Origin of the sequence: Pseudomonas sp. 9.2(2024) (assembly GCF_039695385.1) — a bacterium.
GTDB lineage: Bacteria > Pseudomonadota > Gammaproteobacteria > Pseudomonadales > Pseudomonadaceae > Aquipseudomonas > Aquipseudomonas paraglycinae.
In genome coordinates, this window is the sequence record NZ_CP155585.1 from 201,437 (window position 1) to 221,827 (window position 20,391).

The window sequence follows — 20,391 nt, forward strand, 5'->3', positions numbered from 1 at the left end:
AAAAGGGTAGCCGAGGCTACCCTTTTTTATCAATCGCACAACAAGTGGCTGACGGATTAACCGCCAAACTTCTTGCGGATCTGCTGGACGGTGCGCAGCTGAGCTGCAGCCTCGGCCAGACGTGCGGATGCAGCTCCGTAGTCGAAATCTGCGCTCTTCTCATGCAGAGCAGCTTCGGCAGCCTTGAGAGCTGCTTGAGCCTGAGCTTCATCCAGGTCGGCGGCACGTTGCACGGTATCGGCAAGCACCTTGACCATGTTCGGCTGAACCTCGAGGAAACCACCGGAGATGTAGAACACCTCGGCTTCCCCGCCTTGCTTGATCAGGCGGATCGGACCTGGCTTCAGATTAGTGATCAGCGGCGCGTGGCCCAGAGCGATACCAAGATCACCCAGAGCACCGTGCGCAATCACCATCTCGACCAGGCCGGAAAAGATTTCTCCTTCCGCGCTGACGATGTCGCAATGGACTGTCATAGCCATCTGATTGCCTCAACCTAAATTAGCGCCCGTTGCCGGGCGCCTGGATTACAGTTTCTTGGCTTTCTCGATCGCTTCTTCGATGCCGCCGACCATGTAGAACGCTTGTTCTGGCAGGTGGTCGTAGTCACCGTTGAGGATGCCTTTGAAGCCAGCAATGGTGTCTTTCAGGGAAACGTATTTACCCGAAGCACCGGTGAAGACTTCAGCCACGAAGAACGGCTGCGACAAGAAGCGCTGGATCTTACGAGCACGGTTTACCAACTGCTTGTCGGCTTCCGACAGCTCGTCCATACCCAGGATCGCGATGATGTCCTTCAGCTCTTTGTAACGCTGCAGCACGTACTGAACACCACGAGCTGTCTCGTAGTGATCGTTGCCGATCACGTTCGGGTCCAGCTGACGCGAAGTCGAGTCCAGTGGGTCTACCGCCGGGTAGATACCCAGGGAAGCGATGTCACGGGACAGAACGACGGTGGCGTCCAGGTGAGCAAACGTGGTCGCTGGCGACGGGTCAGTCAAGTCGTCCGCTGGTACGTATACGGCCTGGATCGAAGTAATCGAACCTTGCTTGGTCGAAGTGATGCGCTCTTGCAGCACGCCCATCTCTTCTGCCAGGGTCGGCTGGTAACCTACTGCCGAAGGCATACGGCCCAGCAGTGCGGATACTTCGGTACCGGCCAGGGTGTAACGATAGATGTTGTCGACGAACAGCAGAACGTCGTTACCTTCGTCACGGAACTTCTCGGCCATGGTCAGACCGGTCAGCGCTACGCGCAGACGGTTTCCCGGTGGCTCGTTCATCTGACCGTAGACCAGGGCTACCTTGTCGAGAACGTTGGAGTCCTTCATCTCGTGGTAGAAGTCGTTACCCTCACGAGTACGCTCACCCACACCGGCGAACACGGAATAACCGCTGTGCTCGATGGCGATGTTACGGATCAGTTCCATCATGTTTACGGTCTTGCCTACACCGGCACCACCGAACAGACCGACTTTACCGCCCTTGGCGAACGGGCAAACCAGGTCGATAACCTTGATGCCTGTTTCCAGCAGCTCGTTGCCACCGGCCTGTTCAGCGAAGGAAGGAGCGGCGCGGTGGATACCCCAGCGCTCTTCTTCGCCGATCGGGCCAGCTTCGTCGATCGGGTTGCCCAGTACGTCCATGATCCGGCCCAGAGTCGCTTTACCGACCGGTACGGAGATGGCTGCGCCAGTGTTGTTGACGTCCAGACCGCGCTTCAAGCCTTCGGTGGAGCCCATCGCAATGGTACGAACCACGCCGTCGCCCAGCTGCTGCTGAACTTCCAGAGTGGTTTCGGCGCCTTGAACCTTCAAGGCGTCGTAGATGCTCGGTACGCTGTCGCGTGGAAATTCCACGTCGATAACGGCGCCGATGATTTGAACGATACGTCCGCTACTCATAGCTGGATCCTCTGAATATTTGAACCGTTAAACCGCGGCAGCGCCGCCGACGATTTCCGAGATCTCTTGGGTGATCGCAGCCTGACGCGCCTTGTTGTAGATCAGCTGCAAATCGCTGATCAAATCACCGGCGTTGTCGGTAGCGTTCTTCATCGCGATCATCCGCGCAGCCTGTTCAGCCGCGTTGTTCTCGACCACCGCCTGGTACACCTGCGACTCCACGTAACGCACCATCAAGCCGTCAAGCAGCTCTTTGGCGTCTGGTTCGTAGAGGTAGTCCCAGTGGTGCTTGAGTTCCTGATCCGGGGTCGCCACCAGTGGAATCAACTGCTCCACGGTAGGCTGTTGCGTCATGGTGTTGATGAACTTGTTGGATACCACGGACAGGCGGTCAATACGGCCGTCCAGGTAGGCATCCAGCATCACCTTGACGCTGCCGATCAGATCATTGATCGACGGCTCTTCACCCAGGTGGCTGATAGCTGCAACGACGTTACCGCCGAAGTTGCGAAAAAAGGCCGCACCCTTGCTACCAACGACACACAGATCGATCTCGACGCCGTTTTCGCGGTTTACCGCCATGTCCTTGACCAGGGCCTTGAACAGGTTGGTGTTCAAGCCGCCGCACAGACCACGGTCACTGCTCACGACGACATAACCGACGCGCTTTACTTCGCGATCGATCATGAACGGGTGGCGGTATTCCGGGTTGGCGTTGGCCAGATGCCCAATTACCTGGCGGATACGCTCCGCATAAGGACGGCTAGCAGCCATGCGCATTTGTGCCTTGCGCATTTTGCTGACCGCCACTTTTTCCATGGCGCTGGTAATTTTTTGCGTGCTTTTGATGCTCGCAATCTTACTGCGAATCTCTTTTGCGCCTGCCATGTAACACCTATCAGGTTAGCAAGCGGGAGCCTTGCGGCTCCCGCTGCGGCTTACCAGGTTTGGGTGGCCTTGAACTTCTCGATACCAGCCTTCAGGCCAGCGTCGATTTCGTCATTGAAGTCACCTTTAACGTTGATCTTCGCCATCAAGTCGGCGTGATCGCGGTTGAAGAAAGCAATCAGCGCTTGTTCGAAGCTGCCGATCTTGGCGATTTCAATGTCAGTCAGGAACCCACGCTCAGCGGCATACAGCGACAGCGCCATGTCAGCGATCGACATCGGTGCGTATTGCTTCTGCTTCATCAGCTCGGTAACGCGCTGACCATGCTCAAGTTGCTTGCGGGTCGCTTCGTCCAGGTCAGAAGCGAACTGGGCGAATGCCGCCAGTTCACGGTACTGAGCCAGAGCGGTACGGATACCACCGGACAGCTTCTTGATGATCTTGGTCTGAGCGGCACCACCCACACGGGATACCGAAACACCGGCGTTCACTGCAGGGCGGATGCCCGAGTTGAACATGGCCGATTCCAGGAAGATCTGACCGTCGGTGATGGAAATCACGTTGGTCGGAACGAACGCGGAAACGTCGCCAGCCTGGGTTTCGATGATCGGCAGTGCGGTCAGGGAACCGGTTTTGCCGGTCACTGCGCCGTTGGTGAACTTCTCTACGTACTCTTCCGAAACGCGGGATGCGCGCTCCAGCAGACGGGAGTGGAGATAGAACACGTCGCCTGGGTAAGCTTCACGGCCTGGTGGACGGCGCAGCAGCAGGGAAATCTGGCGGTAAGCCACTGCTTGCTTGGACAGATCGTCATAAACGATCAGCGCGTCTTCACCGCGGTCGCGGAAGAATTCACCCATGGTGCAACCGGAGTACGGAGCCAGGAATTGCAGTGCTGCAGATTCCGAAGCGCTCGCTGCAACGATGATGGTGTTAGCCAGTGCACCGTTTTCTTCCAGCTTGCGAACCACGTTGGCGATGGTCGATTGCTTCTGACCGATTGCCACGTAGACGCAGAAAATGCCGCTGTCTTTCTGGTTGATGATCGCGTCGATCGCCAGAGCGGTTTTACCGATCTGACGGTCACCGATGATCAGCTCACGCTGGCCACGGCCGACAGGGATCATGGCATCGACAGCCTTGTAGCCAGTCTGTACAGGCTGGTCTACCGACTTACGCCAGATCACGCCCGGAGCAACTTTCTCGACCGCGTCGGTCTCGGTGTTGCCCAGTGGACCTTTGCCGTCAACAGGGTTACCCAGTGCGTCGACAACGCGACCCAGCAGTTCCTTACCAACCGGAACTTCGAGGATGCGGCCGGTGCACTTGGCGCTCATGCCTTCAGCCAGACTGGTGTACGCGCCCAGTACAACGGCACCTACGGAGTCTTGCTCCAGGTTGAGGGCCATACCGTAGACGCCGCCCGGAAACTCGATCATCTCGCCGTACATGACGTCGGCCAGACCGTGAATCCGCACGATACCGTCAGATACGCTGACGACAGTGCCTTCGTTACGGGCTTGGGAGGTCACATCGAGCTTTTCGATGCGGCCCTTGATAATTTCACTTATTTCGGAAGGATTGAGTTGCTGCATTGCTCTGCTGCCCCTTCAAACTCAAGATTTCAATGCTTCGGCAAGTTTCGCGATTTTGCCGCGAATCGAGCCATCGATAACCAGGTCGCCGGCGCGGATGACCACCCCCCCGATAAGGGAGCTGTCTTCCTCGACTTGCAGGCGCACTTCCCGGTTGAGTCGTGCACTGAGAACCTTGGCGAGTTTGTCTTGCTGTTCTTGGTTCAATGCAAAAGCACTGGTCACTTCAACGTCTACCGATTTCTCTTGCTCGGCCTTGTACAGGTCAAACAGAGCGGCGATCTCCGGCAGAAGCGGGAGACGGTCGTTTTCGGCAACGACATTGATGAAGTTCTGTGCCTTGGCATCAAACTTGTCGCCGCACACGTCAATGAACGTGGCGGCCTTTTCTGCGCTCGTCAGTCGCGGGGCCTTGAGCACGCGCTGCATGGTGTCGTCTTGCGACACCGCTGCTGCCAGGCCGAGCATGGCTGACCAATTGGCCAGTTGCTGGTGGGCCTGAGCGTGCTCGAAGGCCGCCTTAGCGTAAGGTCGGGCCAACGTGGTCAGTTCTGCCATGATCGCCCTCGCTTAGATTTCAGCAGCCAGTTGGTTAACCAGCTCTGCGTGCGCGTTTTGATCGATTGTGGCACCCAGGATCTTCTCGGCGCCGCCGACAGCCAGCAAGCCCACTTGGGCGCGCAGCTTGTCTTTGACGCTGTTCAGTTCCTGTTCGATCTCGGCTTGAGCCTGAACCTTCACACGGTCAGCGTCGATGCGGGCCTTTTCAACGGCCTCTTCGACAATCTGGTTACCGCGTTTCTTGGCTTGCTCGATGATTTCAGCTGCCTGAGCTTTCGCTTCGCGCAGTTGCTGACCCGCTTTTTCTTGGGCCAACTCCAGGTCGCGAGCTGCACGGCTGGCAGCGTCCAGACCATCAGCGATCTTCTTTTGACGTTCGTGCAGAGCTGCGATGACCGGAGGCCATACGAACTTCATGCAGAACAGTACAAAAATCAGGAACGCAACGGACTGGCCAATCAGGGTCGCATTAATGTTCACGCCAACACCTCGCAGTTACGTTGTCCATCACACCAAATCACTCGGAGATCCGAATGATTAGCCAGCGATCTGACCAACGAACGGGTTCGCAAAGGTGAAGAACAGAGCGATACCAACACCGATCATGGTTACGGCGTCGAGCAGACCGGCAACGATGAACATTTTAACTTGCAGCATTGGAACCATTTCTGGCTGACGCGCTGCGCCTTCCAGGAACTTGCCGCCCAGCAGGCCGAAACCAATTGCGGTACCCAGTGCGCCCAGGCCGATCAACAGTGCAACAGCGATAGCGGTTAGACCAACTACAGTTTCCATCTTTCCTCCCGACTTTTACGTCGTATGGTTTAGGTTTTTTAGATTAAAGCGGTAAAACAAATCGTTTCATGGTGCCCCGTGAGGAGCCCCTTCCCGTTTGACCGGGAAGGACATCAGACTAGTCGAGACTGGTCTTAATGGTTTTCTTCGTGCGCCATCGACAGGTAGACGATGGTCAGCATCATGAAGATGAACGCCTGCAGGGTGATGATCAGGATGTGGAACACAGCCCACGCCCACTGCAGGACAACGCCCAGGCCGCTCAGCCAGAGCAGGCCGCTGCCGAACATCACAGCGATCAGGATGAACACCAGCTCGCCGGCATACATGTTGCCGAACAGACGCAGAGCCAGAGAGATCGGTTTGGCGATCAGGGTCACGAATTCCAGCAGGAAGTTCACCGGGATCAGCAGGGCCTGAACGAAGATGTTCTTGCTGCCGAACGGGTGCAGGGTCAGCTCGCCGATGAAGCCGCCGAGGCCCTTGACCTTGATGCTATAGAAAATGATCAGTGCGAAAACCGAGAACGCCATGCCCAGGGTCGCGTTCGGGTCGGTGGTCGACACGGCGCGGAACGGGATGTGGTGGTCGCCGGAGATCAGGATGGCCAGCTGAGGAATCCAGTCGACCGGTACCAGGTCGACGGCGTTCATCAGGAACACCCAGACGAAGATGGTCAGTGCCAGCGGTGCGATCACCGGGCTACGGCCATGGAAGCTGTCTTTCACGCTGCCATCGACGAATTCGACCAGGACTTCAACGAAGTTCTGCAATGCACCCGGCTGACCGGAAGTCGCCTTCTTGGCCGCCATGCGGAAAAGAAGAACGAAGATCAGACCCAGCGCGACCGACCAGCCGAGGGTATCGACGTGGAAAGCCCAGAAGCCCATTTCCTTGGCCTCTGCTGCGGTGTGGGCAAAGCCCCAGCCGCCGTTGGGTAGCTGACCGAAGGTCAGGTTCTGCAAGTGGTGCTGGATATAGCCCGAAGCGGTTGTTTCTGCCATGGTTGCCTCAAACGCCCTAAGGTCTCGAAAGTCTTGTTCTCATCAGCAGGGGAGCGAACCAGCTGACCGACTGAGTCAGCACGAAGGCGCCGAATACAGCGATCGGCGCCAGTGGCTTCACACCTGCAAACACCAGTGCAAACAGCACTGCCGTCAAAATCAGTTTGCCTGCCTCGCCGGCATAGAAAGACCGGACGATGGACTGGGCTGCTCGGGCGCCGGAAAACCGAAATGCCTTGTGAGCGAAATAAACATTGGGCAGCAAGGCTATCAGGCCTCCGCAAAGTCCCGAGTATCCGGCAACGACTCCGTGCCATTGCCAGAGCGCCAAAGCGGCAATGAGCAAAATGACAAATTGAGCCATCAACACCGGAAAAACCGCCAGGCGATGGAACGGCAGGCGGTTTGGCGTGCGGGTTTCCATCACTATTGCTCTCCAATGGTCGGCTGCCGAAATTCAATAACTTGGCATAATTTGTGCCGACAAAATGCGCGCAGAGTATAGGGGCGGTTCTGCCCCTATTCAACTGTCAGGTAGTGATTTCCGACTGCGCGCTACAAGAGGAATTGTTTCAGCGGATGTGTGCGAGCACACCTTGAAGCTCGTCGAGGGAGTTGTAACCGATCACCAACTGACCCTTTCCCTTCTTGCCGTGGCGGATCTGCACCGCAGAGCCTAGGCGCTCGGCCAGACGTTGCTCGAGGCGAGCGATATCCGGGTCGGGTTTGGACGGTTCGACCGGCTCCGGTTTGCCACTCAACCACTGACGAACCAGTGCCTCGGTTTGGCGCACGGTGAGACCGCGTGCGACAACATGTCGCGCCCCTTCCACCTGCTGATTGTCCGGCAGACCGAGCAATGCACGGGCATGACCCATTTCCAGGTCGCCGTGGGACAACATGGTCTTGATGACTTCCGGCAGCGCAATCAGGCGCAACAGGTTGGCCACAGTGACGCGGGACTTACCCACAGCCTCGGCGACCTGTTGCTGGGTGAGCTGGAATTCCTGCTGCAAGCGCTGCAGGGCCACCGCTTCTTCAATCGGGTTCAGGTCTTCGCGCTGGATGTTCTCGATCAGCGCAATGGCGATCGCGGTTTCATCCGGCACGTCGCGGACCATTGCAGGAATGGTTTCCTGGCCGGCCTGCTGACTGGCGCGCCAGCGGCGCTCGCCGGCGATGATTTCAAAACGACCACCGCCAATCGGGCGAACCACGATCGGCTGCATCACGCCCTGGGCCTTGATCGACTGCGCCAGCTCTTCCAGCGCCTGCGGATCCATGTCCCGACGTGGCTGATACTTGCCGCGCTGCAGCAAGTCCAGTGGCAGGTGCTGCAACTCACGGCTGTCAGCCTGCGCCGCTTGTTCTTCCAGCGAGCTGACAGTCGGACCGCTCAGCAGTGCATCCAGTCCTCGTCCGAGACCTCGTTTCTTGACGGCCATGGGGATTCCTTAAGTTGGCTGGGCAGCGGCGATGCGTGAATTTTTGCGCTGACGGCGAACCATCTCGCCCGCCAGGGCCAGATAGGCCAGCGCGCCACGCGATTGCTTGTCGTAGGCCAGCGCCGGCATGCCGTAGCTCGGGGCTTCAGCCAGTCGGATGTTGCGCGGGATCACCGTGTCGTACAGCTGATCACCGAAGTGTTCCTTGAGCTGGGCCGATACATCGTTCATCAGGCTCAGGCGCGGGTCATACATGGTCCGCAGCAGGCCTTCGACTTTCAGGTTCGGGTTCAGCAGTTCGGCGATGCGCTTGATGTTATCCACAAGGTCGCTCAAACCTTCGAGCGCAAAGTACTCGCACTGCATGGGGATAATCACCCCGTCAGCAGCGACCAGTGCGTTCAGTGTGAGCATCGACAGCGACGGCGGGCAGTCGATCAGAATGTAATCGTAGTTTTCACGGATCGGCGCCAGCGCACTGCGCAGACGGCTTTCCTTCATCTGCATTTCCAGCAGCACCACTTCGGCCGCCGTCAGGTCGCGGTTGGCCGGCAGCAGTTGATAACCGCCGTGTTCGGAGTAGTGCATGGCCTGGGCCAGATCGCATTCGCCGATCAGCAGGTCGTAGACCGAGTTTTCCAGGCCATGTTTATCCACACCGCTACCCATGGTGGCGTTGCCCTGTGGATCGAGATCGATCAACAGCACCCGGCGCTTGGTCGCGACCAGGGATGCTGCGAGGTTGATGCAGGTGGTGGTCTTGCCCACACCACCCTTCTGGTTCGCTATCGCGAATACCTTAGCCATTCTTGCTTGTGTTCCCAATCATGCCGTGCGGCGCAGTATCAGCAGATGGCGTTGGCCTTGGCAACCGGGTACGGCCAGGGCGTGTTCGCTATCGAGTTTGAAGTCTGCCGGCAATGCTACCAGCTCATCGGCCGGATGGACGCCCTTCATTGCCAACCAGCGCGTATCGGCGTCGCCGAGGTGGCGAGTCCAGTTGGTGAAGTTCTCCATGCTGCTGAAGGCCCGGGAAATGATCCCGTTGAACGGCTGTGCAGGCTGGAATGCTTCGACGCGACTGTGGATAACTTGCAGGTTATCCAGTTTGAGTTCGAGTTTGACCTGGGTCAGGAAGCGGGTTTTCTTACCGTTGCTGTCCAGGCAAGTCACTTGCGAGTCCGGATACAGGATCGCCAAAGGGATCCCCGGCATGCCGCCGCCGCTGCCGACATCCAGCCAGCGGCCGTTTTCGATGAACGACATCACGCTGAGGCTATCGAGCAAGTGACGGGAAACCATTTCGTCCGGATCGCGGACCGCGGTCAGGTTGTAGGCCTGGTTCCATTTGATCAACAGGGCCAGATAACCCAGCAACAATTCGTGCTGGGTTTCAGTGAGATTGACACCGAGCTCGCGGGCTCCTGTGGATAACTCTTCGGCGTGTTGCGAAGTGACCTTAGAACTCAAGCGCTTTGCTCCAACTGACGGCCCGCGCCGCGTTTTTTCAAATGGATCATCAACAGCGAAATCGCTGCCGGGGTCACACCCGGGATCCGCGAAGCCTGGCCCAGCGTCTCGGGACGAGTCGCGCCAAGCTTGCTCTGGATCTCCTTGGAGAGACCGGAAATGTTGGTGTAATCGATATCCACAGGCAGTTTCGTGTCTTCGCTTGCACGCAGACGGGCGATTTCGTCCTGTTGACGGTCGATGTAACCGGCGTATTTGGTCTTGATCTCGACCTGTTCGGCGACCTGTGGATCTTCCGCGCCCTGCCCGGTCACTTCGACCAGACCAGCGTAGTCGATTTCCGGACGGCTCAAGAGATTGAGCAGGTTGTATTCGTGAGTCAGCGGCGTACCGAATTTCTCGGCAATCGCATCGCCCTGCGGAGTGCCCGGGCGAACCCAGGTGCTTTTCAGGCGCTGCTCTTCGAGTTCGATGCTCTCGCGTTTTTTGCAGAACGCTGCCCAGCGCGCGTCATCGACCAGGCCCAGTTCGCGACCTTTTTCGGTCAGACGCAGGTCGGCGTTGTCCTCACGCAGGATCAGGCGGTACTCGGCACGGGAAGTGAACATGCGGTACGGCTCTTGGGTACCTAGGGTGATCAGGTCGTCGACCAGTACCCCGATGTACGCCTCATCACGACGCGGGCACCAGGCTTCTTTGCCTTTCGCACGCAATGCGGCGTTCGCGCCGGCGAGCAAACCCTGGGCGCCGGCTTCTTCGTAACCGGTGGTGCCGTTGATCTGACCAGCGAAGAACAGACCGCCGATGACTTTGGTCTCCAGGCTGTACTTCAGGTCGCGCGGATCGAAGTAGTCGTACTCGATCGCATAACCCGGACGCACGATGTGCGCGTTTTCCATGCCGCGGATCGATTGCACGATCTGCAACTGCACGTCGAACGGCAGGCTTGTGGATATCCCGTTCGGATACAGCTCGTGGGTGGTCAGGCCTTCTGGCTCGATGAACACCTGATGGCTTTCCTTGTCGGCAAAGCGGTGGATCTTGTCTTCGATCGACGGGCAATAACGCGGGCCAATGCCTTCAATTTCGCCGGCAGCGGAATACATCGGCGAACGATCAAGGTTTGCGGCAATGATTTCGTGGGTGCGGGCGTTGGTGTGGGTGATCCAGCAACTGACTTGCCGTGGATGTTGTTCCTTGTTGCCCATGAACGACATCACCGGGATCGGCGTATCGCCTGGCTGCTCAGTCATCACCGAGAAATCCACCGACTTGCCGTCGATACGCGGTGGCGTACCGGTTTTCAGGCGACCGACACGCAGCGGCAATTCACGCAGACGATGCGCCAGGGCGATCGATGGTGGATCACCGGCGCGACCACCGGAAAAATTCTGCAAGCCGATGTGGATAAGTCCGCCCAAGAACGTACCGGTGGTCAACACCACGGAATCGGCGAAGAAACGCAGACCCATTTGCGTGACGACACCGCGTACTTGTTCCTGCTCAACGATCAGGTCGTCAGCGGCTTGTTGAAATATCCACAGGTTCGGCTGGTTTTCCAGAATTTCGCGGACAGCGGCCTTGTACAAAATCCGGTCGGCTTGCGCACGGGTTGCACGTACGGCCGGGCCTTTGCGGCTGTTCAACACGCGAAACTGGATACCGCCCAGATCGGTGGCCATGGCCATCGCGCCGCCGAGGGCGTCGATTTCCTTGACCAGATGGCTTTTGCCAATGCCGCCGATGGCCGGGTTGCAACTCATGGCACCGAGGGTTTCCACGTTGTGCGTCAGCAGAAGGGTTTTTGCACCCATGCGTGCTGAGGCCAGTGCTGCCTCGGTACCGGCATGACCGCCGCCGATGACGATCACTTCAAAACGGGAAGGGAAATCCACCACGCACCTCGTGCCTGCTTAAGTAGGTAATTCAGGAATAGTTTGAGATCAGGTTTCTGGACCTGGTCGGCAAGTATAGGGACTTCGCCCTTCCTAAAGAACCCTTTGCACAAAATTTAACCAGCTGTGGAGAACTCGCGGTTAAAAGAATAAAAAAGAGAGAAATTTATAAAACCTTTGTTTTAAAGCTTATTCTTACTGCCCATGTTTTCTGTGGATAGATTTCTGCAGGCCTTTATTTTCAATGTGTACAGATATTCAAAACCCTGTGGCCATGTCGCCATGAGGCCCTTGGATAACCGGTGTAAGCCTGTGGATGAATGAGGTGGTTATCCACAGCGGCAGTTATGTTCAGTTTTCAGGCCCTGTTATCAACTGCCCTCAGCGGCAGTTATTCACAGGGATTAATCCACAGAAATCGGATGAATGAAGGAATCGCGGGCACGGAACATCCGCTCAGGAACAGAAATGTGTCCGGCACTGGAGGAAGGAAAAACGAGGAAGGAGGACAGACAGGTCGCGAACGGACCTGTCTGTGGACAACGGGAGGTTTATTTACCGATGCAGAAGCTGGAAAAGATCCGTCCCAGCAGATCATCGGAGCTGAAGGCGCCGGTGATTTCCCCGAGAGACTGCTGGGCCTGACGCAGGTCTTCGGCCAACAGCTCACCAGCACCCGCCAAGGTCAGTTGGGCACGTCCATGTTCCAGGGCATCACTGGCATGACGCAGGGCTTCGAGGTGCCGGCGGCGTGCGCTGAAGCTGCTTTCCGATGTTTGTTCGTAGCCCATGCAGGCTTTGAGGTGATCACGTAGCAGGTCCAGACCTTCACCGGCAGACTTGGCGCTCAGGCTGATCGTCACGTGGCCATCGTCACTGACTTCCAGGGCAATGGGTTCACCGGTGAGATCAGCCTTGTTACGAATCAGGGTGACCTTCGCCGGATCTGGCCGGGTTTCAAGGAATTCCGGCCACAAGGCGAACGGATCGGCGGCCTCTGGCGCAGTGGCATCGACGACCAGCAGCACTCGGTCAGCTTCGCCTATGGCTTTCAACGCTCGTTCAACGCCGATCTTTTCCACATGGTCATCGGTATCACGCAGACCAGCGGTATCCACAACATGCAGCGGCATGCCATCGATGTGGATATGTTCACGCAGGATATCCCGAGTGGTGCCGGCGATTTCGGTCACGATCGCGGCTTCACGACCGGCCAGTGCGTTCAGCAGGCTGGATTTGCCGGCATTCGGACGACCGGCAATCACCACGGTCATGCCGTCACGCAGTAACGCACCCTGCCCGGCTTCGCGCAATACGGTGGATAACTCGTTACGAACCTTGTCGAGCATGCTCAGCACATGGCCGTCGGCGAGGAAGTCGATTTCTTCTTCCGGGAAGTCGATCGCCGCTTCGACATAGATCCGCAGGCCGATCAGCTGTTCGGTGAGGTTATGCACACGTTGGGAGAAGGCCCCTTGCAAGGAGCGCAAGGCATTGCGCGCGGCCTGTGCAGAACTGGCTTCGATCAGATCGGCGATGGCCTCGGCCTGCGCCAGATCCAGTTTGTCGTTGAGGAACGCTCTTTCGCTGAACTCACCGGGACGAGCCAGACGGCAGCCCAGTTCCAGACAACGCTTTAGCAACATGTCGAGGACGATCGGGCCACCGTGGCCCTGCAGTTCCAATACGTCTTCGCCGGTGAACGAGTTCGGCCCGGGGAAATACAGCGCCAGACCTTCATCCAGCACCTGTTGATCGTCACTGAAGAACGGGCCGTAGTGGGCAAACCGTGGTTTCAGCTCGCGGCCGCTGATGGCTTTGGCCGCAACGCCGGCCAGCGGCCCGGAAATTCGAACGATGCCCACGCCGCCACGGCCCTGGGCGGTAGCGACGGCTGCGATGGTTTCACGAGGTGCGCTCATAAACCGGTATCCAGACAAAAATGGCAGATAGCAAAACGCCCCACTAGGGGGCGTTTTGAGTGGTGTTATCCACAGAGTAAGTTACGCCTCGGCTTTTTTCGTCGCCGCTTCGATCTTACGCGTGATGTACCACTGTTGGGCAATCGACAGGCAGTTGTTCACAACCCAGTACAGCACCAGACCCGCCGGGAACCACAGGAAGAAGAAGGTGAAGATGATTGGCATCATTTTCATCACCTTGGCCTGCATCGGATCCGGAGGTGTAGGGTTCAGACGCTGCTGGATGAACATGGTCGCACCCATGATGATCGGCAGGATGAAGAACGGATCCTTGATCGACAGGTCGGTAATCCACAGCATGAACGGCGCCTGGCGCATTTCCACGCTTTCCAGCAGAACCCAGTACAGGGAAAGGAAAACCGGCATCTGCACCAGGATCGGCAAGCAGCCGCCCAGCGGATTGATCTTCTCTTTCTTGTACAGCTCCATCATGGCTTGCGACATTTTCTGCCGGTCATCGCCATGTTGCTCTTTCAGTGCAGCCAGTTTCGGAGCCACGGCGCGCATGCGGGCCATCGACTTGTAGCTGGCGGCCGACAGAGGGAAGAAGATCCCTTTGATCAGCATGGTCAGGAAGATGATCGACCAGCCCCAGTTGCCGACGATGCTGTGGATATGTTGCAGCAGCCAGAAGATTGGCTGGGCAATGAACCACAGAATGCCGTAGTCGACAGTCAGTTCCAGACCTGGGGACAATTCTTTCAGCACAGCCTGGCTTTTCGGACCGGCGTACAGAACAGCGCTGGTTTCGACTTTCGCACCCGGTGCAGCGGTCAGCGAAGGACCGGTGTAACCGATGATGTAGTTGCCTTTGCTGTCTTTACGGGTCTGGACGATGTTGTTTTCGCCCTTCGGAGCAACCCATGCAGTCACGAAGTAGTGTTGCAGCCAGGCTACCCAACCACCGGTGACAGTTTCCTTGAGCTGAGCTTTGTCCATGTCCTTCATGGACACTTTCTTGTACGGCTCGGAACTTGTCCACAGGGCGGCGCCCAGGTAAGTCGCGGTACCGGTAGCAGTGGTCGACGAAGGATCAGCGCTTGCATCGCGTTTCAGCTGAGCAAACATCGAACCGGACCAAGGCTGAGCGCTCTGGTTGTCGATCAGATAGGTCACGGTCACGTCATACAGGCCACGTTTCAAGGTGAAACGCTTGATGTAATTGACGCCGTCCTTGCTGAACTTCAGGTCAACGACCAGTTGGTCCTGACCGTCAGCCAGTTGATAAGTCTTCTTCTCCGAGGAGTAGACCGGACGACCGGCCGGGTTTGCATCCGGACCGTTGGTGCCAATCAGACCGCTCTGTGCCAGATAGGTACGTTCGCCACCGTTGTCGAACAGCTGGAACGGAACGTCCGGACGATCCTGACGACGTGGATACAGCGGCAAGGTCAGCTGGGCAACATCGCCACCTTGTGGATCGATCGCGAGATCGAGCACATCGGTTTTGATCTGGATCAGATCCTTGCTGACGGCGACCGGCGTTTCGGCAGGTGCGCTGGTATCGCTTGCGGCGCGCGGAATATCGTCACTGGCAGCAGCATTATTGCCAGTGGCGGTGTCCGGCAAACCGGATGTAGTCGTACTGGAAGCAACATTCTGAGTCGGCAGGGCAGCCTGGCCATAGTCCTGGTTCCATTTAAGGACCATGACGTAGGACACGATTGCCAGGGCGACGATCAGGATCGTGCGTTTGATATCCATGATTACTCGGCCATCGAAGAAGAACGGGAGGTAGGGATAGGTGGAACCGGGTCATAACCACCGGGATTCCACGGATGACAGCGACCTAAACGACGAAAGGTCAGCCAGCCACCGCGCAGAAGGCCATGATTTTCGATGGCTTCATACGCGTAGCAAGAACAACTGGGGTAGAAACGACAGTGACTGGCCATCAGGGGACTAATGGCGTAGCGATAAAACTGGATCGGAACGAGCGCCAGTTTACGCATCTGGACTGTCTACCCCTACAGTTTCGGTTTTGACTGCTGGTACCGGCTTGTTGCGTGCCAGACGTTTCCAGAGTTTGCCGAAATGCTGAATCAATTCGGGGTTTTCTACGTCACCCAAACCTTTGCGCGCGACGATAACGATGTCCCAGCCGACCAGTGAATCCTGGTGCAGGCGAAACGATTCGCGCATAAGACGTTTGAGGCGATTGCGCTCGACGGAGAGCTTGACGCTCTTTTTCCCGATAACCAGCCCGAGACGGGGGTGATCGAGATCGTTGTTGCGCGCAAGGAGCAGGAGATTTTTCCCCGGAACCTTGCCGGTAGGGGAGTCAAAGACTGCCTTGAAATGCCGGGGAGTAAGCAGACGCTTTTCCCGACTGAAGTCCTGACTCACCTCCAGTGCCGGATTATCAAACTGCCAGACGTGCGCGGCCTTTGGCGCGACGACGCGACAGTACGGCACGACCGTTCTTGGTAGCCATGCGAGCACGGAAACCGTGGGTACGAGCGCGTTTGATAGTGCTTGGTTGGAAAGTACGTTTCATGTCGTGTTACCTGGTTCGTCCACAACGGGCCGGAATGGCCCCCGTTTTAAGAGACCGGGGATTCTAGAGAAAGCAAGCCAATAGGTCAATTTCCAACCAACGTTTCCTTATAAATAGATCTTCGGAGCCGCCAGGACCTGTTTACCCGGTTTGCCAAAGATAAAAATAAAGAAGGGAATTATTTAAAGCTTTTCTGTAAAGCTTGTAAAAGCTAGGTACACCGTTATCTGTGGATAACTGGCTCAAGGCCTTGTTTCAAGCGATGTACAGAGAATGACAACTACAGTGGAAAACCGTGTTCAGCCTGTGCTGCGCTGTCGGATAACCTGTGTGTGGAATAGGTGGTTATCCACAGGCTGGTTATCCACCGACTTTCGCCCCCAGTTGTCCAGTGTGCTCAGATAGGGTTATCCACAGAGCTTATGCACACACCGTCGGTCGCCTTTTTCGCGTTTAACGCATTGATAAATCATGTCCACCGGGCAACCTGCATGTGGATAAGTGGACGACTGGCCGCTACAATGGCCGCTTGTTTTTGCCTCACCGGCTTTCAACTTAGGGGATATCCGTGTCAGTGGAACTTTGGCAGCAGTGCGTGGAGCTTTTGCGCGAAGAGCTGCCTGCCCAACAATTCAACACCTGGATCCGTCCACTACAGGTCGAAGCCGAAGGCGACGAGTTGCGCGTCTACGCACCGAACCGTTTTGTTCTGGACTGGGTCAACGAAAAGTACCTGGGGCGCGTCCTTGAACTGCTGGATGAGCATGGCAACGGTCTCGCACCGTCGCTCTCCTTATTAATAGGCAGCAAGCGCAGTTCGGCTCCTCGTGCCGCACCGAACGCACCGTTGGCTGCTGCGCAAGTGTCCCAGGCTCAGGCCAATGCCGCGCCGGCCAGTGCGCCAGCACCAGCTCCGACGCCTGCGCCGACCAAGCGCACAACGCAGAAAACAGAAGAGATCAGTGAAGAGCCGTCCCGCGACAGCTTCGATCCGATGGCTGGTGCCGCGTCTCAACAGGCCCCGGTTCGCGCCGAACAGCGCACCGTGCAGGTCGAAGGCGCGCTCAAGCACACCAGCTACCTGAACCGCACCTTTACCTTCGAAAACTTTGTCGAAGGTAAATCCAACCAGCTCGCCCGTGCGGCGGCCTGGCAGGTGGCAGACAACCCGAAGCACGGCTACAACCCGCTCTTCCTTTATGGCGGCGTAGGTCTGGGTAAGACGCACTTGATGCACGCGGTGGGTAACCATCTCTTAAAGAAGAACCCGAATGCCAAGGTCGTGTACCTGCATTCCGAGCGTTTCGTTGCCGACATGGTCAAGGCACTGCAACTGAACGCGATCAACGAGTTCAAGCGTTTCTACCGTTCGGTGGACGCCCTGCTGATTGACGACATTCAGTTCTTCGCCCGCAAGGAACGTTCCCAGGAAGAGTTTTTCCACACCTTCAACGCCCTGCTTGAAGGTGGTCAGCAGGTCATTCTCACCAGTGACCGCTACCCGAAAGAAATCGAAGGCCTTGAAGAGCGCCTTAAATCCCGCTTTGGCTGGGGCCTGACGGTTGCCGTCGAGCCGCCGGAGCTGGAAACCCGCGTCGCCATCTTGATGAAGAAGGCCGACCAGGCCAAAGTCGAGTTGCCACACGATGCGGCGTTCTTCATTGCCCAGCGCATTCGCTCCAACGTCCGTGAACTGGAAGGCGCGCTGAAACGCGTGATCGCCCACTCGCACTTCATGGGCCGCGACATCACCATCGAGTTGATTCGCGAATCCCTGAAAGACCTGTTGGCGTTGCAGGACAAACTGGTCTCTGTGGATAACATTCAGCGCACCGTCGCCGAGTACTACAAGATCAAGATCTCCGACCTGCTGTCCAAACGCCGTTCGCGTTCGGTCGCTCGTCCGCGTCAGGTGGCCATGGCATTGTCCAAGGAACTGACCAACCACAGCCTGCCGGAAATCGGCGATGTGTTTGGCGGCCGGGATCACACGACCGTGTTGCACGCCTGCCGCAAGATCAACGAACTTAAGGAATCCGACGCGGACATCCGCGAGGACTACAAGAACCTGCTGCGTACACTGACCACTTGATGAACACCAGCGCAGCTTATTAAGGCAAGGGACTAGACCATGCATTTCACCATTCAACGCGAAGCCCTGTTGAAACCCCTGCAACTGGTCGCAGGCGTCGTCGAGCGCCGACAGACCTTGCCGGTACTGTCCAACGTGCTGCTGGTTGTCGATGGCCAGCAACTGTCGCTGACCGGTACCGACCTGGAAGTCGAACTGGTCGGTCGCGTGCAACTCGAGGAGCCGGCTGAAACAGGTTCCATCACCGTGCCTGCGCGCAAGCTGATGGACATCTGCAAGAGCCTGCCGAACGATGCGCTGATCGATATCAAGGTCGACGAGCAGAAGCTGGTGGTGAAAGCCGGCCGTAGCCGTTTCACCCTGTCGACCCTGCCGGCCAACGACTTCCCGACTGTGGAAGAAGGCCCGGGGTCGCTGACTACCAGTCTGGAACAGAGCAAGCTGCGTCGCCTGATCGAACGCACCAGTTTCGCCATGGCCCAGCAGGACGTGCGTTACTACCTCAACGGCATGTTGCTGGAAGTGTCGACCGGTGTGATCCGTGCCGTGGCTACCGACGGTCACCGTCTGGCCATGTGCTCGATGCAGGCCGACATCGGCCAGCAGGATCGCCACCAGGTGATCGTGCCGCGCAAAGGTATTCTTGAACTGGCACGTCTGCTCACCGAGCCGGACGGCAACGTCAGCATCGTCCTGGGCCAGCACCACATCCGTGCGACCACCGGCGAATTCACCTTCACCTCGAAACTGGTCGACGGCAAGTTCCCGGACTACGAGCGCGTTCTGCCAAAAGGTGGCGACAAGCTGGTACTGGGCGATCGTCAGGCGCTGCGTGAAGCGTTCAGCCGTACCGCGATTCTGTCCAACGAGAAGTACCGCGGTATCCGTCTGCAACTGGCCAGCGGTCAATTGAAGATCCAGGCCAACAACCCGGAGCAGGAAGAAGCGGAAGAAGAAGTAGGCGTGGAATACAACGGCGGCTCCCTGGAAATCGGCTTCAACGTCAGCTATCTGCTCGACGTGCTGGGCGTGATGACTACCGAGCAGGTTCGTCTGATCCTGTCCGACTCCAACAGCAGTGCGCTGGTGCAAGAGTCCGACAATGACGATTCGGCTTACGTTGTCATGCCGATGCGTCTGTAATCAGCTGACTCTGGATGTCGCTAAGTCGCGTCTCGGTCACCGCGGTGCGCAATCTGCACCCGGTGACCTTTTCCCCCTCCCCCCGAATCAACATTCTTTACGGCGCCAACGGCAGCGGCAAAACCAGTGTTCTGGAAGCCATTCACCTGCTGGGGCTTGCCCGTTCGTTTCGTAGCACGCGACTGTTGCCGGTCATCCAATATGAGCAACTCGCTTGCACCGTATTCGGTCAGGTCGAACTCGCCGAGGGTGGCCACAGCGCATTGGGGATATCCCGCGACCGTCAGGGCGAGTTCCAGATTCGCATCGATGGTCAGAATGCTCGTAGCGCTGCACAACTGGCGGAAATCCTGCCGCTGCAGTTGATCAACCCCGACAGCTTTCGCCTGCTGGAAGGCGCGCCGAAGATTCGCCGGCAGTTCCTCGACTGGGGTGTGTTCCACGTCGAGCCGCGGTTCATGGCCACCTGGCAGCGTTTGCAGAAGGCCTTGCGCCAGAGAAACTCCTGGCTGCGGCATGGTACACTTGACGCCGTTTCGCAAGCGGTTTGGGACAGGGAACTGTGCCAGGCCAGCGCTGAAATCGATGAATACCGCCGCGCTTACATCAAAGCCTTGAAACCAGTCTTTGAACAAACCTTGAGCGAACTGGTTGAGCTCGAAGGTTTGACGCTCAGCTATTACCGAGGCTGGGACAAGGACCGGGAATTGAGCGCTGTACTCGCCGGATCCGTGCAACGGGACCAGCAAATGGGTCATACCCAGGCCGGGCCACAACGGGCTGACTTGCGTCTTAGATTGGGCGCGCACAATGCCGCGGACATCTTGTCCCGGGGTCAGCAGAAGTTGGTGGTCTGTGCATTGCGGATTGCCCAGGGGCATCTGGTGAGCCAGGCCCGACGCGGCCAGTGTATTTATCTGGTGGATGACTTGCCGTCCGAACTGGACGAGAGCCACCGTCGCGCGCTGTGCCGCTTGCTGGAAGACTTACGCTGCCAGGTCTTTATCACCTGTGTAGATCACGAATTATTGAGGGAAGGCTGGCAGACGGAAACGCCAGTCGCTCTGTTCCACGTGGAACAGGGCCGTATCACCCAGACCCACGACCATCGGGAGTGAAG

21 protein-coding genes are annotated in these 20,391 nt (G+C 57.5%); 3 read left to right on the plus strand and 18 right to left on the minus strand.

Annotated features, from left to right (window positions below; translation table 11 throughout):
- Positions 1 to 56: 56 nt before the first annotated feature.
- The 18 genes from ABFB52_RS00910 to rpmH form a co-directional block, all read right to left on the minus strand.
- Positions 57 to 482, minus strand: a complete 426-nt coding sequence (locus ABFB52_RS00910) for a F0F1 ATP synthase subunit epsilon (RefSeq protein WP_007954164.1) — start codon at positions 480 to 482, stop codon at positions 57 to 59.
- A 45-nt stretch (positions 483 to 527) separates the two neighbouring features.
- Positions 528 to 1,904 carry a F0F1 ATP synthase subunit beta gene (atpD, locus tag ABFB52_RS00915; RefSeq protein WP_007954162.1) on the minus strand — a complete coding sequence of 459 codons (1,377 nt, stop codon included), beginning with the start codon at positions 1,902 to 1,904 and terminating at the stop codon, positions 528 to 530.
- A 27-nt stretch (positions 1,905 to 1,931) separates the two neighbouring features.
- Entirely contained in the window at positions 1,932 to 2,792 is an 861-nt protein-coding gene (atpG, locus tag ABFB52_RS00920; protein ID WP_007954161.1) for a F0F1 ATP synthase subunit gamma, read from the minus strand.
- A 50-nt stretch (positions 2,793 to 2,842) separates the two neighbouring features.
- The gene (atpA, locus tag ABFB52_RS00925) at positions 2,843 to 4,387 is read right to left on the minus strand and encodes a F0F1 ATP synthase subunit alpha (protein ID WP_041073579.1); all 1,545 of its coding nucleotides are present in this window, start codon (positions 4,385 to 4,387) and stop codon (positions 2,843 to 2,845) included.
- A gap of 21 nt (positions 4,388 to 4,408) precedes the next feature.
- Positions 4,409 to 4,945 carry a F0F1 ATP synthase subunit delta gene (locus ABFB52_RS00930; protein WP_011336717.1) on the minus strand — a complete coding sequence of 179 codons (537 nt, stop codon included), beginning with the start codon at positions 4,943 to 4,945 and terminating at the stop codon, positions 4,409 to 4,411.
- Between the two features lie 12 nt (positions 4,946 to 4,957).
- Positions 4,958 to 5,428, minus strand: a complete 471-nt coding sequence (locus tag ABFB52_RS00935; protein WP_011336718.1) for a F0F1 ATP synthase subunit B — start codon at positions 5,426 to 5,428, stop codon at positions 4,958 to 4,960.
- A 57-nt stretch (positions 5,429 to 5,485) separates the two neighbouring features.
- A complete protein-coding gene (gene atpE / locus ABFB52_RS00940; protein ID WP_003097235.1) occupies positions 5,486 to 5,743 on the minus strand; it encodes a F0F1 ATP synthase subunit C in 258 nt (85 codons plus the stop codon).
- A 134-nt stretch (positions 5,744 to 5,877) separates the two neighbouring features.
- Complete coding sequence (gene atpB, locus ABFB52_RS00945; protein ID WP_007954148.1) at positions 5,878 to 6,747, minus strand: F0F1 ATP synthase subunit A; 870 nt, start codon at positions 6,745 to 6,747, stop codon at positions 5,878 to 5,880.
- 16 nt (positions 6,748 to 6,763) lie between these two features.
- A complete protein-coding gene (locus tag ABFB52_RS00950; protein ID WP_129972468.1) occupies positions 6,764 to 7,171 on the minus strand; it encodes a F0F1 ATP synthase subunit I in 408 nt (135 codons plus the stop codon).
- Positions 7,172 to 7,319: 148 nt separating this feature from the next.
- Complete coding sequence (locus tag ABFB52_RS00955; RefSeq protein ID WP_064600630.1) at positions 7,320 to 8,192, minus strand: ParB/RepB/Spo0J family partition protein; 873 nt, start codon at positions 8,190 to 8,192, stop codon at positions 7,320 to 7,322.
- 9 nt (positions 8,193 to 8,201) lie between these two features.
- Entirely contained in the window at positions 8,202 to 8,999 is a 798-nt protein-coding gene (locus tag ABFB52_RS00960; protein WP_007954142.1) for a ParA family protein, read from the minus strand.
- Positions 9,000 to 9,017: 18 nt separating this feature from the next.
- The gene (gene rsmG / locus ABFB52_RS00965) at positions 9,018 to 9,662 is read right to left on the minus strand and encodes a 16S rRNA (guanine(527)-N(7))-methyltransferase RsmG (protein ID WP_007911906.1); all 645 of its coding nucleotides are present in this window, start codon (positions 9,660 to 9,662) and stop codon (positions 9,018 to 9,020) included.
- Positions 9,659 to 11,557, minus strand: coding sequence for a tRNA uridine-5-carboxymethylaminomethyl(34) synthesis enzyme MnmG (gene mnmG, locus ABFB52_RS00970; RefSeq protein WP_007954140.1), 1,899 nt, complete (start codon positions 11,555 to 11,557; stop codon positions 9,659 to 9,661). The genes rsmG and mnmG overlap by 4 nt, the downstream gene beginning before the upstream one ends.
- Before the next feature lie 551 nt (positions 11,558 to 12,108).
- Positions 12,109 to 13,479: a tRNA uridine-5-carboxymethylaminomethyl(34) synthesis GTPase MnmE gene (gene mnmE, locus ABFB52_RS00975; protein ID WP_129972469.1), complete on the minus strand. Its 1,371-nt coding sequence runs from the start codon at positions 13,477 to 13,479 to the stop codon at positions 12,109 to 12,111.
- Between the two features lie 81 nt (positions 13,480 to 13,560).
- Entirely contained in the window at positions 13,561 to 15,243 is a 1,683-nt protein-coding gene (yidC, locus tag ABFB52_RS00980) for a membrane protein insertase YidC (RefSeq protein ID WP_085748005.1), read from the minus strand.
- 2 nt (positions 15,244 to 15,245) lie between these two features.
- Positions 15,246 to 15,491, minus strand: coding sequence for a membrane protein insertion efficiency factor YidD (gene yidD / locus ABFB52_RS00985; RefSeq protein ID WP_010465488.1), 246 nt, complete (start codon positions 15,489 to 15,491; stop codon positions 15,246 to 15,248).
- Complete coding sequence (gene rnpA / locus ABFB52_RS00990) at positions 15,484 to 15,885, minus strand: ribonuclease P protein component (protein ID WP_011336726.1); 402 nt, start codon at positions 15,883 to 15,885, stop codon at positions 15,484 to 15,486. Before rnpA ends, yidD begins: the two co-directional genes overlap by 8 nt.
- 16 nt (positions 15,886 to 15,901) lie before the next feature.
- The gene (gene rpmH / locus ABFB52_RS00995) at positions 15,902 to 16,036 is read right to left on the minus strand and encodes a 50S ribosomal protein L34 (protein ID WP_003213577.1); all 135 of its coding nucleotides are present in this window, start codon (positions 16,034 to 16,036) and stop codon (positions 15,902 to 15,904) included.
- Positions 16,037 to 16,604: 568 nt separating this feature from the next.
- Between rpmH and dnaA the strand changes: the two genes are divergently transcribed.
- The 3 genes from dnaA to recF are packed head-to-tail and all read left to right on the plus strand — an operon-like array spanning position 16,605 to position 20,389.
- Complete coding sequence (gene dnaA, locus ABFB52_RS01000; protein WP_011331732.1) at positions 16,605 to 18,128, plus strand: chromosomal replication initiator protein DnaA; 1,524 nt, start codon at positions 16,605 to 16,607, stop codon at positions 18,126 to 18,128.
- 39 nt (positions 18,129 to 18,167) lie between these two features.
- On the plus strand, positions 18,168 to 19,271 hold the full coding sequence (dnaN, locus tag ABFB52_RS01005) for a DNA polymerase III subunit beta (protein ID WP_011331733.1): 1,104 nt from the start codon (positions 18,168 to 18,170) through the stop codon (positions 19,269 to 19,271).
- 14 nt (positions 19,272 to 19,285) lie between these two features.
- Positions 19,286 to 20,389, plus strand: coding sequence for a DNA replication/repair protein RecF (gene recF, locus ABFB52_RS01010; protein WP_003220208.1), 1,104 nt, complete (start codon positions 19,286 to 19,288; stop codon positions 20,387 to 20,389).
- The last annotated feature ends 2 nt before the right edge of the window (positions 20,390 to 20,391 follow it).